This is a genomic window from Citrobacter sedlakii NBRC 105722, from assembly GCF_000759835.1.
GTDB classification, from domain to species: domain Bacteria; phylum Pseudomonadota; class Gammaproteobacteria; order Enterobacterales; family Enterobacteriaceae; genus Citrobacter_A; species Citrobacter_A sedlakii.
Genome location: NZ_BBNB01000008.1, coordinates 66,969 through 80,490, shown reverse-complemented (window position 1 = coordinate 80,490; position 13,522 = coordinate 66,969). Strand labels below are relative to the sequence as shown.

Annotated in this window: 9 protein-coding genes and 3 pseudogenes; 9 read left to right on the top strand and 3 right to left on the bottom strand. The window is 45.4% G+C overall.

Annotated features, from left to right (window positions below):
* From CSE01S_RS23090 to CSE01S_RS11575, 3 genes are all read left to right on the top strand, one after another.
* Complete coding sequence (locus CSE01S_RS23090) at positions 1 to 591, top strand: hypothetical protein (RefSeq protein WP_148365405.1); 591 nt, start codon at positions 1 to 3, stop codon at positions 589 to 591.
* A gap of 133 nt (positions 592 to 724) precedes the next feature.
* Complete coding sequence (locus CSE01S_RS11580) at positions 725 to 2,698, top strand: type VI secretion system Vgr family protein (RefSeq protein WP_052406290.1); 1,974 nt, start codon at positions 725 to 727, stop codon at positions 2,696 to 2,698.
* A 10-nt stretch (positions 2,699 to 2,708) separates the two neighbouring features.
* Entirely contained in the window at positions 2,709 to 3,230 is a 522-nt protein-coding gene (locus CSE01S_RS11575) for a toxin-antitoxin system YwqK family antitoxin (protein ID WP_042288386.1), read from the top strand.
* A 410-nt stretch (positions 3,231 to 3,640) separates the two neighbouring features.
* Here CSE01S_RS11575 and CSE01S_RS11570 read toward each other — a convergent pair whose 3' ends face one another.
* Together CSE01S_RS11570 and CSE01S_RS11565 are read right to left on the bottom strand one after the other, a co-directional pair.
* Positions 3,641 to 4,498 carry a DUF4365 domain-containing protein gene (locus tag CSE01S_RS11570; RefSeq protein WP_042288384.1) on the bottom strand — a complete coding sequence of 286 codons (858 nt, stop codon included), beginning with the start codon at positions 4,496 to 4,498 and terminating at the stop codon, positions 3,641 to 3,643.
* 236 nt (positions 4,499 to 4,734) lie between these two features.
* Positions 4,735 to 5,037 (bottom strand): hypothetical protein, encoded by a 303-nt coding sequence (locus CSE01S_RS11565; RefSeq protein WP_042289034.1) that lies wholly within the window; start codon positions 5,035 to 5,037, stop codon positions 4,735 to 4,737.
* A gap of 272 nt (positions 5,038 to 5,309) precedes the next feature.
* Between CSE01S_RS11565 and CSE01S_RS11560 the strand changes: the two are divergent.
* The 5 genes and pseudogenes from CSE01S_RS11560 to CSE01S_RS22315 form a co-directional block, all read left to right on the top strand.
* A pseudogene (locus CSE01S_RS11560) lies at positions 5,310 to 5,879 on the top strand (tyrosine-type recombinase/integrase).
* A 167-nt stretch (positions 5,880 to 6,046) separates the two neighbouring features.
* The gene (locus CSE01S_RS11555; RefSeq protein WP_042288381.1) at positions 6,047 to 6,823 is read left to right on the top strand and encodes an isocitrate lyase/PEP mutase family protein; all 777 of its coding nucleotides are present in this window, start codon (positions 6,047 to 6,049) and stop codon (positions 6,821 to 6,823) included.
* Complete coding sequence (locus CSE01S_RS11550; protein WP_042288378.1) at positions 6,807 to 7,853, top strand: bifunctional transcriptional activator/DNA repair enzyme AdaA; 1,047 nt, start codon at positions 6,807 to 6,809, stop codon at positions 7,851 to 7,853. Before CSE01S_RS11555 ends, CSE01S_RS11550 begins: the two co-directional genes overlap by 17 nt.
* Positions 7,854 to 8,052: 199 nt before the next feature.
* The gene (locus CSE01S_RS11545; RefSeq protein ID WP_042288374.1) at positions 8,053 to 8,589 is read left to right on the top strand and encodes a dihydrofolate reductase family protein; all 537 of its coding nucleotides are present in this window, start codon (positions 8,053 to 8,055) and stop codon (positions 8,587 to 8,589) included.
* 86 nt (positions 8,590 to 8,675) lie between these two features.
* Positions 8,676 to 8,789 (top strand): annotated as a pseudogene (locus CSE01S_RS22315) (IS3 family transposase); the annotation flags it as partial.
* 25 nt (positions 8,790 to 8,814) lie between these two features.
* Here the strand turns inward: CSE01S_RS22315 and CSE01S_RS23085 are convergent.
* A pseudogene (locus CSE01S_RS23085) lies at positions 8,815 to 8,925 on the bottom strand (hypothetical protein); the annotation flags it as partial.
* Between the two features lie 615 nt (positions 8,926 to 9,540).
* Between CSE01S_RS23085 and CSE01S_RS11540 the strand changes: the two are divergent.
* On the top strand, positions 9,541 to 13,317 hold the full coding sequence (locus CSE01S_RS11540; protein ID WP_042288369.1) for a hypothetical protein: 3,777 nt from the start codon (positions 9,541 to 9,543) through the stop codon (positions 13,315 to 13,317).
* Positions 13,318 to 13,522 lie beyond the last annotated feature (205 nt).

Genomic DNA, 13,522 nt, shown 5'->3' with positions numbered 1-13,522 from the left:
ATGCCAATTATTTTTCATGAGTTAATTCCAGGAAATGCTGGAAACGCAGGATATGCCATTGCAAAGGAATTGGCATGTCAAACAGCTATCCATTTTAACGCAGTGGCTAATTTAGGTTTAGGAATTGCTAATGCTTCATGTAGAGCCGCTGTTGCTGTGCAAGCAAATCCAGGATTGGGCTTACCAAATGCAAATGATATTTTCGGTGCGGTAATGCCATTTGCTATTATTTATGGTAATTCACAATTTGCAGCAGGCGGTTTAGCTATGGGTATGGGGAATGGTGCTTTAGGGGGACATGCTGAACGAGCAGCACTTACAGCAGCCAATGGACTGCCACTATATATCATACCTGACACGACAAATGCTGTGCTATTTGTTGAATTAAGTCCATGTCAAGGCTGCTTTCATTGGCTCAACGGTATAAATGGAGTTGGGGTACCTAACCCCTATAATAATGTAATTAACAATGGCGGTGCGACCACCTTAAATGTTTGGTATGCCTGGTCACATCCAAACGATGTTGATCTGATGATTGCTTTTCATGGGATGTTACTTGCTCACCAACTCGCTAATATTATTCTGTGGTGATGTTGATATCTATATATAATTATCATTCATCATATTATAAATTGGTTTTTATTTATTAATGTGTAATTGTTTAGGTTTCGTTTCGATATTAAAGTTTGTGAGTCATAATGATTTTGATAACAAGGAGGTCCCCATGCCCGACACCACAATCATCAAACTCACTGCCCCAACCCTGACCGGCCTGACCGGCCTGACCGCCGCGACCGCGTACACCGACTCCCGGCTTAACGGCCTGACTACCGCCACCGTCGTGGGAACCACCGCCGCGCCGTTAACCCTCGATGCCGCGCTAGCGACCCATCTGACCGCCACCCTCAACAACGCCGACTATGACGGACTGATTGCCGAAGCGCACCAGCTTCCGGCGACCGGTAACGCCGATCGCTATCAGTTTGTGCTACGCCCGTGGCTGTGGTGGCTGACGCTCGCCAGCAATAACCGCGTCTTTCAGAACCTCAGTGCGCAGGAGATTGTCGAGAAGGTGTTTAAGGACGCCGGGTTTACCGACTACAAATTTCAGCTCAAGACCACACCAATAAAACGGGAATATTGCCTGCAATACAACGAAAGCGATTTTAATTTTGTCTCGCGACTGCTGGAGCAGGAGGGGATCTTCTGGTTCTTCACTCATGCGCAAGGTAAGCACACGCTGATGCTGGCGGATGATAACAGCGCCTTCCCGCCGATACCTGGCGAGAAAAAAGTGAAGTATCAGGCGGCACAGAGCGGCGCACGGGAAACCGGCATGATTCGTTCGGCGCAGCTGCGTTTGCAGGCCACCGCGCAGGGCTTCCAGAGTAGCGACTATAACTACGAGCAGCCAAAAGCGGCGCTGTTTGCGCAGGCGGGCGAGAAGAAGGGCGGCATGCAGTATCAGCACCCCGGCAGGTTTAGTGAAAAAGCGCAGGGCGACGCGCTGGCAGCGTGGAAGGTCAACGCCCTGAAGGCGCAGGCCAAACAGCTGGTGGGCGAAAGCGACTGCGCGGCGCTGATGGCCGGACACTGGTTTACGCTTACCGATCATGACGATAAATCCCTGAACATCGACTGGCTGGTCACTGCTGTCAGTCATGAATACGACGGTGAACGCTATCGCAACCGCTTTACCGCCATTCCAAAGGCCACGCCGTATCGCCCGCTCGCCGTGACGCCGCAGCCCTTTATGCATACCCAAACGGCGGTGGTGGTCGGCAAAAGTGGCGAGGAGATCTGGACCGATAAACTCGGGCGGGTAAAAGTGCAGTTCTCGTGGGACAGAGAAGGCAAAAGCGACGAAACCAGCTCCTGCTGGTTGCGGGTGGCTACCGCCTGGAGCGGCAACGGCTTTGGCGCGCAGTTTATCCCGCGCATTGGCCAGGAAGTGGTGGTGAGCTTTATCGACGGCGACCCGGATAAGCCGCTCATTACCGGCTGCGTGTACAACGGCGCGAATGCATTGCCGTATGCCCTTCCGGCGAACCAGACCCAGTCCGGCATTAAAACCCACAGCGCAAAAGGTTTTAACGAACTGCGCTTTGACGATAAAAAAGACGCCGAGCTGCTGGCGATGCAGGCGCAGAAAGATTTCCAGCTTACGGTACTCAACGACAGCAAAACGACTATCAGCCATGACGACATTCAGAGCGTCAAAAACGATCGCACCCGCACAGTTGAAGAGGGCAACGAAACCGTCACCCTAAAAAAAGGCAATCGTGCGGTGAAAATTGAGAAGGGCAGCGACACCCTGGAGGTGAAGGACAAGCGTAGCGTGACGGTGAAGGGCGATCAGGAACATGCCATCGACGGCAACGACACACATAAGGTGAAGGGCGACTACACGCTTAACGTCGACGGCAATTTGACCATCAAGGTCAGCGGCATGCTAACCCTGGAGAGCGGCAAAACCCTGAAAGTGAAAAGCGGGGCGGATCTTAACGCCAGCGCCTCTGGCAGCCTGAAGCTGGACGCGACCAACATCGCCAGTGAAGCAAAAGCCTCGTTGACCCAGAAAGCGGCAACCATTAGTCAGGAAGCAAAAGCGACCCTGACCAGCAAAGCCAGCGCCACCCAGACCGTGGACGGTGGCGGCATGCTGATTATTAAAGGCGGGATGGTGAAGATCAACTGACGGAGACGTGATGAACGAAACGCTGGAGCTTCAGCAGGATCGTACCCGCATTCAGGCCGGGCTGAGCGGCGGCCTGCTTAACGGCGAGACGCGCATTGAAGAGCGCGGTCGACTGCTGGCGATCCTGCGTTATCAGCAGGGGTTACTGCACGGCAAAATGGAGAACTGGCACCCTAACGGACACCTGGCGCTGGAACAGGTGTTTCAGTACGGCAGGCTTCACGGCGTCGCACGCTATTATTCGCCAGAAGGAATGCTGGTGCGTGAAGAACACTGGCATGACGGCGAACTGCATGGCGAATGTCGCAGCTTTTACCCCTCCGGCGCGCTGCACCTGCGCGAGCAGTGGCAACATGGTCTGAGACATCAGTGCAGCGAACAGTTTTATCCCGACGGCGCACGGGCGCTGCGGCAATATTATGATTGCGGGAAGCTGACAAAAGAGACTGAGCGCTGGCTGCCGGATGGTCGTGCAGTGAGTGCCGACGGCAAGCCCCAGTCGCGCTTGAGTAAATGGACCGAGCGGCTGTAATCTGACGTCCTTGTAATGGGTGGACGAGGCGGTTGAGTTTGTTGGGGATTTTGATTTTTTGTGCGAAGGGGAAGGCGCAAAAAGAGTAGCGATGATGTTGATATGGAAGGTTTTTTGTATCTATTTGATTTTTAAGTTGGTTGTTGGAAGTGGGATTTTGCGTGTTGGTTGAGGCTCTGATGGACGTTGAAGGCTTGTCGCTTATAACAGATCTGACTGGTCTTACAAACAGGCCGCCCTGTGCCAGGAACAGACGTTACTTACCTCGCGATATATTAATTTATGGTGAGCTGGTCACATGTTTGGTAAACATGTGTCAAATATTTAGTGGTGTAAGTGAATATCGACATCAGATTGCTGAAATAATGATGCAGAACGCGGCCTAATTAATTAGGGCTCAACTGCGCCCTTTAATAACCCGTCATGTGATAAACCCAATCTTTTGTCTGCCGTCTAATTTCACGACTCAATGTTTGGGGCAGTATTTCATTTGGAGTTCGGTCGCCCTTAATCCAATTAAAAGCATGATTGAACATATAAAGCAATATCGCCTCGTTATTCTCAAAGTAATCGATAGCTTCTTCTATAAGGGGAGCTCTTAGCACCAGCCTTCTATCATGAGATACAGCATCTTTCAGCTTTTCATAATCGATAAAATGATGGTTGAATATGTCAATTTCGCTATTAAAAGTTATATAGTCCTTGTGTTCATCTTGGAGGTAATAGTCTTCCTCTACAAAATTATCTAAGTCATGTTGTTCTAAATCATCTAATAATGATTTGGCGAGCCTTATCAGATCTTTGTCGGATTCTGAAAGCATTGCCATCCTCCAGGAATTTTTGGATTCAACACATAATTTATCTGAATCTGTGAAGGTGACTTTTTTGGACTGGTGTCCTTTTGAGGTTGTTTCTTGAACTATTTCATCCAGACATTCTTTTGAAAATGGCTTCCAGAACATCTCAGGATCATTATGGCTATCCGCCATTACGATGGAGACCAAAACAACTTGAGTTTCTAACTGTTGCCAGTACATAAAGTCAGATAGATCGATCTGTATATCAGGGGTGTTTCCAACCGTTGATTTAATTTGAACCGCAAAAAAGTCCCCAGTTGATATTTCATCTTCAAAAATTTCAACTTGAGCATCTATGCCAACATCAATATCAAGCAATCGGCAAGGCCAATTAAAATAGCGAACTATCCAATAAGCAAAATATAGCTCACCTGCTCTTCCTGTTACTCCGGTGCTTTTGTATTTTTTCATAGCTTAGCTCATAACTCTTCCTTTTCGCTGAGTTAGACAGGTTACACCCTAGCTAATTGTCTGCCAACTGAATGGTTAATATGAATTGCAACTGTTCCTGTAGTCACTTTCGTGAGAGCAGACCACAAAAGTGACTACTTCCGCTCTTCGCTCAAAGCTGCCTTTCAGGAAAGCTTAACGCGAGATTTTACCCGGCCCAAGAGCGCTACTTTACGAAATAAAGCAAAACAAAGCGTTCATTTTTTGTTAGCATCGGTTTTCCTACGGATATCAATCATCCTGACATACATCTCTCTAAATTCCTTATTCTGCTTGATTACCATTTCCTTGGGCAAGGATGCACGCTCATTATTCCATTGATTAATAATATCCTCGCATTCCTGATAAGCATTATTAACAATATTCTCAGCAGGAATCGTCGTGTTAATATATGGAATAGTATGTTTGTTCAAGCATCTGGAGATGGGAGGACCATAATCATGGTCTTCGGCATGGAGGGGTAGAGGGAAAAGCAATGTAAACAATGTTATAAATCTCATTTTCAGTTTCCCCTTGTAGACACAATGTGACCAGAAACGTCTGTCCTCTGCGATAATATCGATTTTATGATGAATAATTAGTCGCTGAAGAAAGATATTATGCATATGCTATGACGGCTTACACAATACCAGCCAAGTGAAAGCCATTCTGTCTCAAAATCAGTATGCGAAAGTTACAATATCCGCTCCTCGCTCATATGGGACAACCATAATCACATCTCCTAACCCAAAGGAGATTGAACATGACAACATCCCCCTGAAACAAGGGCCGTATTATTGGCCAGAAACGGCCTCTTCAGATCTCTCATATCTGGGGAATCCGTATCAGATTTGAGCTGGAAGGAAAAGTACGCGATTTAGCTCTGTTTAACATGGCTCTGGACTGTAAACTTCGGGGCTGCTGGTTAAGCTAAAAGTTTCTGATGTGGCCTATGGGCATTCTGTTTCGGGCAGAGCGACAATGCTGCAGCAAAAAACGGGAAGCCCCGTTCAGTTTGAACTGACTAAGGGAACCAGAGAGGCTGTAGCAGCGTGGATCAAAATGGCTCATCTACGTAGTAGCGCCTATCTGTTCCAGTCCCGCGTCGGTCCTTCACGACATATCTCAACCAGGCAATATAACCGTATTTTTCATGGATGGGATTAATAAGCTGGGTCTCGACGAGACTCTGTACAGTACGCATTCTATGCGAAGAACCAAGCCATATCTGATCTTTAAAAAAATGAAGAATCTTCGATTGCTCCAGCTACTGTCAGGTCACAAAAAACTCGAAAGTACAGTCCGTTATCTCGATATTGAAGTGGATGATGCCCTGGAGATATCTGAGTCTATTGAAGTTTAATTTGTCAGGGCTGCAACAGTAGCCCTGTGCCATGAGCAGACCTTGAAAGGTTACGCCCAGCTCCGAAGAACAGACTCACTTTGCTTAAAAATGGTCGTCTGAATTTCGGTTGTGAGGTTTTTACTGAATGCTTAGATTCATTTTCAATCTATTGAGAGGAAATGAATATGAATTTTGCAGAACTCCACAACCAGCACCAACCTCTTCTTATCGCTAACGTTTGGGACGCCGCCAGCGCTGTCGCAGCGCAAAGAGCAGGTTATCAGGCTCTGGGAACGTCCAGTGCAGCAATAGCGGCTACACTGGGATATGAAGACGGGCAGGGCATGTCGTTTAATGAATTATTTTATGTGGTCACACGTATCCGGGCTGTCAGCAACCTGCCATTGAGCGTTGACATGGAAGCAGGATATGGTGATTCAGCCGAAGAGATAACAGCCAATCTCAAGCGCCTCGCACAGATAGGCGTATCAGGCGTAAACCTTGAAGACAGCAGAGTCGTTAATGGGGTTCGTCAGCTTGACGATGCATCTGATTTTTCCCGTAATCTGAGAGCAGTATGCAATGTGCTGAGAAGCGAAAATTATAACCTGTTTCTGAACATCCGGACCGATACGTACCTGCTCGGTCATGAAAGCGCGTTGCAGGAAACGTTATTACGGGGTCAGAGCTATAAAGCTGCAGGTGCTGACGGCCTTTTTGTTCCCTGCCTGACGTCAGAGAAAGACATCAGCCTCATTGCAGAGGCAACGGGTCTGCCTCTGAATGTCATGTGTATGCCTGATCTTCCGTCGTTCGGCAGGCTGAAACTGGCCGGGGTAAGCCGCATTTCAATGGGCAATTTTGTTCATTCGGCCATTCAGTCAACGCTGACTGATGTAATGCATACGATCCGGTCGAGTCAGACGTTTGAAGGACTTTTTGGTGATGAAAATAACCGATAAGAATTTGTGTGATACCTGGTATCAGGCATTGCTTGAACGTGCTTCAGAATATACCGGCGTGTTTTTTGTTGGCGTCAAAACCACTGGCGTATTCTGCATTTCTGTATGCCGGGCACGAAAGCCCAAACGCGAAAATGTCGAATTTTATAAAGATGCCAAATCTGCCCTGGCGGCAGGCTTTCGTCCCTGTAAGGTCTGCAGACCTGCTGAAAATGCGCACAGCGCGCCATTATTTGTTGAACAGGCGCTTGCGCTTGTCAGGCGCGATATGAAATCCCGTGTGGCTGACGCGGAGCTTCGTCAGCATGGAATCAGTCCGGAGCGGGTAAGACGCTGGTTCCTGCAACATCACGGCATCACTTTTCAGGCTTTCCAGCGAATGCAGCGGGTGAACATTGCCCTGCAGGAGCTGAAAAGCGGACGAGCGGCGACTGACGTTGCTCTGGACAATGGCTATGAATCCCTGAGCGGGTTTGGTTATACCTACAAGCGGCTTACTGGAGCAGCTCCAACTCATGCAACCCAGGTGATTGTCATTCACAGGTTTACCACGACGCTGGGGCCTATGTTTGTCTGTGCGACAGAGCGGGGAGTCTGCCTGCTGGAATTTACCGATCGCCGGATGTTAGAAACGGAATTTCGCGATATCCAGCGTTTATTTAACGCCAGAATTGTCACGGGAGAAAACAGCCATACGCGGCAGACAGTCAAAGAAATGAGCGAGTATTTTGCCGGAACTCGCCGACAGTTTGAACTCTCTATAGATGCCCCGGGCAGTGATTTTCAACAATCCGTCTGGCATGAGTTGCGTGCTGTTCCCTATGGGGAGACCTCACACTATCAGGCGATTTCACTACGGATTCATAAGCCAAATGCCGTACGTGCAGTCGCTGCTGCTAATGGTGCAAACCGGATTGCGATTGTGATCCCTTGTCATAGAATAATTGGAAAAGATGGAAAGATGACCGGTTATGGTGGTGGCATTTCTCGTAAAGAATGGCTCATTGATCATGAGAGAAGCAACATTTGATGATCTGATGGTCCCATTTAGCCAGAAACGTATGCTCTGTTTGAGGGCTTGGTTCTTGTGCCTTTCGAAGGTTTTTGCAACTAAAGGTCCGCTTTTCGCTCACAGTGGACCTTCAGCTTAGGTAACTTGCTCGCTTCGTGCCTGGAGCGGACATTGCTAAACTCAACGAGATATATGCAACCTGAATACGGAGCTCTTAATGGTCACCACACATGTTTTCATCGCGGTCAGTCTTGATGGTTATATCGCTCGACAGGATGGCGATATCGACTGGCTGTTGAAGCGCGATGACCCGACAGAAGATCATGGCTATGCCGCATTCATTGCGGACAAAGATTGGATCATTATGGGGCGAGGCAGCTATGAGAAGGTGCTGACCTTTGACGAATGGCCTTATGATCGGCCCGTGCTGGTGCTTTCCCGGCAGCTAACCGATACCCCCGTGCCCGAGGCGCTGAAGGGAAAAGTGCAGTTTTCATGCCGCACGCCAAGGGAGGCTCTTGCTGACCTGATGGAGAAGAACGTGCACCGGGTCTATATCGATGGTGGGCAATTAATACAGTCGTTCCTGCGCGAAGGTCTGGTCGCCGATATCGTTATCACTACCGTTCCTGTCCTGCTTGGTTCGGGAAAACCGCTGTTTGGAGAACTGCCCCATGATATCGGTTTGACGCTATTATCCAGCCGCAGCTTCCCTTCGGGTCTGGTGCAGTCGCACTATCGGCTGACGTCATAAGCTGAATATAAGCACAGTGGCGACCTTCGCTAAAGCGAGAAAATGCCCCAGTTGCCAGCGGTACTGTTTTACTTCTACGACCTTGCTTCAGTTCGCTGAAAAAGCAGTGCATCAGAAAACGGATCTACAAAACCCGGGATCTGGTTTGTGCAGATATCTTCGATGACATTGACGTGTTCAACAATCGGCGCTGGCGGTAAGCCATATTGGGGCGTCAGTGACCCTGGACTTGATTAACAGAGTAAACCCGTCACCATCATACAGCTGATAATCGGCATCTTTAGGTTTGGCGGCTTTGATTTCCGTATCGGTTAACGGCTTGGTTTTTCTTGCCATGGGGAGTCTCCATGCGTTTAGGCCCAGCGAAAACAATAGAGCTTTTCGTTGGGCCTATCAATGGGCCTAAAAGGTTCGGATTTAATTAGTTGGCATCAGACTTCGCGGGACAAATTCAAGGCACAAAAAAGCCCGCTGGACTTGCGCCATGCGGGCTCTTAGGACTTCATCGGATGACTCTGGTAATCACCGATGGAGAATTTTGGTGCTGGCGTCCTTGTAATTGGTGGGGGAGGTGGTTGAGTTTTTTGGGGATTTTGGTTTTTTGCGAGAAAGGGAAGGCGCAAAAAGAGTGGCGATGGTGTTGATATGGAAGGGTTTTTTATAATTTATTGATTTTTAGTGTGATTGTTAGGGGGAAGGAGTTTGTGTGTTGGTCGAGGTTTGTGGGTGGACGTCATAGGTTTGTCGCTTCTAGCTGATCTGGTAGCCTTTCGTTCAGACCTCTATCTACTTGGAGTAGACGTTTAATATTCTGATGGGGATTTCAGGAACTGTCAGGCTATAAGCTAGGGGCATTTCACAACCATAATCACCTTGAGGGACTACAGTAAGTGAGAAAATAAGTATTCATTTTAAGTTAGGGTACAATCAGCAAAAGGCAAGAATCCTGAGATGATGAACAAAATGAATAATTACTCCCCAAATTGGTATCTTTTGCATAAATTATTGGTTGATGAACCACCTGTGTTCACTCGGGATAGACTCTGGACTTACAAAGAGCATCAGCATGCCAGAGCGCTCGCGATCTATCTTGCACACGCCACTTTGGCAACCCCTGCACTTAACAAAACAACTATAGCTGAACTATTATCTGGATCGAGAGGCTGGCCATGTAAAGATGGTAAGCACCATTTTATACAAACTAACTGTTCGCTTGATTTCCTCGAGGATGCGGGATTTTTGTCATTTTACGCTGACTGGTGTGGTGTACATTGTCAACATCCTTGGCAAACAGAAGTGCTCGATGACAGTATTATCGATATTTTGAACACAACGGAACAGCTTAAACAGATACGGCTTGGCCTGAATGGTTTTATTGAACCACACTTTTGCATAAATGTTAGCGAACTTACAGCACTATTAATTGAAGAATTTGGCAATGTTTCTCTGGAAACATTACTACCACTATGTATGGGGATAAACGACTCTGTCAGTGTTGCACCTGAGACCTCAAAATTTACACCTCTTCATAGTACATATCTCTGGCAAACTCTACTTGAGATGTATCCTGCGGAGGAGGCGTTTAGACGCTGGATGCTCTGTATACAAGTACAGGGAAGAGCCATTGTTCCTGTACTATTTAGCCTTCTGGAAAAGAAGCAAGAAGAAATTTTTCTTGAAGAAATTGAAAGGTTCTTATCATCAGAACTCTCGTCGTCATATTCATTGAAAACCATATTCAAACAAGTTACAAATTCTCGATATTTCAGGCAACTTGTTGAGCCTCGAACTATACAATTTAATGTATCCATGAATAAGGATATGCCTGAAATTGGAATGAAGTCAGAAATATCAGCTACTGGAAATATAACGGCTCAGGATTTAGATGAGCTATATATGTATCCTGCAGGAGACGACCCCGATGAAATGGAGGCTTTTGAAAAATGGGAGCAACGCGGGTATGAACTTGTACTGTCGATGCCCTTAACATGGTTGATCCAAGAGTGTTTGATTCATTCAATCTACATTGACAGACAATGCCTCAGAGGTTCGTCTTTTTCATTAAATCTGCTTGTAATGGCTAAAATCAATCCGGTTTTAAGGCACATCCTATTTAATATCCTACCACAACGATTTGCCTGGACGTATATGCTATTTCTGTTGTCCCGCGTCGATACTTGTGATACAGCCTTAGTTCATTTGACTAGTAGGGAAACGCTTCATACGCTCTTGAGCAGTTATTCTGGGGCTGCGGGTATTGAGAAAACCTACAGGGAAGCGCTTTTAAAAGAGTATTTACGAACAATTGAGAGTTGTGATGCCAATGGACAACGTTTACTGAAGATTGCATATCATATCGCTGATTTATGTAGTTTCTATAATGATAATTATATTGATTCGCCAGAATACAGAATGTTAACTTGCCTACTGCAACGTCTTGACGATGCGAGTGTGCTGCAATTGGTCAGTTCTTTCATTAAGCAATTAGAAGAGCAACTACCTCGACGAGTTTTGAGGCTTAGAGAAAGAAGCATTTATTATATTGGGTTTTGGCTCGCTGAGCGTATTGAAAAATTGGAGGGAAACCATAAAAAACAGATTCAGCATGAATTGTGTACCTGTTTGTATACCTTCTATCAAACAGCCTTTGAAGAATGTTTTAGTGGAAAGCGCCGAGATCTTGAACCTGGTACTTTTTTTGCCTCCTTACCATGGGCAAGTCTGATTGCAGTAAAAGGAGCTAGTCCTTTGCTTTCTATGTCAGTGAGGATATTAGATTGGAGAGATTCACTGACATATAAAAATGAAAACTGGTCGGCAGTTGCTTCTGCTATAAGACATTACATGCAGACTTTGATGTGTGTTGTTAAGTGCAAAATTGATGTCATTGAGCAGAAAAGGGTTTGGCGAAAAGTAACAGAAATAGTGTGTTCGTATGGGTTTGGAAAACAGGAAGGTAGGGTATATATATTTGATAGATATATTACTGATAATACTAGGGATTTATGGGTAGCCTTTAGTGTTTTTTTGAATAGTATCCCCGATGATCTCTATGTTGATTTTATTGAACAGTGTAAAGAGAGAATTCCAGTTAGCTCTTTGTACATCATGCTTGACCATTGTCATATCTTGGCTAGAGAGCAGGTTTTGCAGGATATTATTTTAGCTCGTCGAGACCTGGATAAAGAAAATTTAGGTCTCAATGATCTTGAATTAGCATTCATATCGGCATGTGATAATAATCATTTAAAATTAGCTTGGGGGGTCTTGCAGGCAGCAAAACCTATTCTTAGTCGACTGAGAGGTATGAAAAATCTTGATTTACTAGAGCGTATTTGTCGATGGGAAGGATATGCTTATAAGTATGAACATTTAAGATTGTTTATGGAATTAAAAGATAACCCTGATGAATATATTAGAGCCTCGAAGTTAATAACTTTCAATAAACCTAATATAGATTTATCTGAGAATAACATCCACTTTAAGAATTTGTGTTGTGAATGTGACCAGTTTAGTCGTTACATTTGTGCAATAGCCTTGTATAAAAGCGATCCGGAGAAAAGTGTAAGTATAATGGAGTCCCTTTGTAGGACTAGTAAGAGTCTTCACCATTCCTTTGCCCTTTTTGTGGCAAGAGTTGAATATGGCGAGAAAGTGGGGGATCTTTCACTTCTATCTCTCGCTCTTGATAAATTTCTCATATCTATTAAAGAGACGAAACCAGAAGATATTGGAACTCAGTGGGCAAGCCAAATACTGGATGTTATGCGGAAACTGAATTTTCAACATCAGGCTGATATTTTCTGGCGAAAATTAACACCTGAGCAGCGTAACACTAAAGAAATAATGCTGCCATATTGCCTGACTCTTGTAGAACGAAACGAAGTCTGGACAGCACAGCAGATCATTGATAATTATCGAAAATTAAATGCTGATATCGGCGACGATACTAGTCTAATGCCACTTCTTGAGAAGTTAAATAAGGCTCTTCCTGAAGAACCTGTTGTTACTGGTATTTTCAGGGCTATGGTTGAGTCACAGAAGAATAGTACATTTCAACTTGCCCAACAATACGGTTTGATCGTTAGCCGTAAATTTAACGAATATGTCGAAATTATTGGGAATGGCCAAACCACTGAGATTTTCTTGAAAGATGTGGTTATCAGCATTGGTCGTGAACTTTTGATGCGCAAAAAAAATCTTCAGCTTCAAGCTAGTAGGAGAGCAAAAGGTACAATAACCAACCAGATTACTAATGAGGATCTGATTAATGATTGGTTTACGTCGTTGTTTGATATGCGCATGTCTGAAGCCAGGATTGGTTTTGGTGACCAGAAAAGGATGGGGCGATCAGCATCGGGTCAAAGTATCGGAGAAATAGATGGTGTTATTAAGCACAGTGATAATACTCGAATTGCTATTTTTGAGGCTTTTCGCCTTTTCTCTCTTGAAAAAAGGACTATTAGTGGGCATTTGGATAAGATTTCATCTTATGATAATGAGGGGCTAAGTCCGGTATTTATTATTGTTTACTGTGATACCGACGATTTTACAAAACTGACAAAAGATTATAAAAAATATGTTTCAGATATTAGTTATGCTGGTTTTACTGATAAAAATAAACGTGTTGAAACGGTAGAGATAACTGACCAATTATGGCTTGGAAGGGAAGTTCGATACCGTGTGAAAGATATAGTTTTCTATCATCTCCTTCTGAATATGAGATAAAATTTAGCACCTGTGGGGATAAAAATTGGATTTACCACGAAGTTAGTATTTTTGAGGTTTATATGTTTGGATATTAATCTTATTCCTTAAGGACTAATTCTTCTTAGGGGGTGAGAGAAAATGAGCGAGGCATTAGTAACCTGTACCCTTTGGTAAACACATACAGGTGTAAGTGCTGCCTTCATCTGCAACGTGTGAACCTATC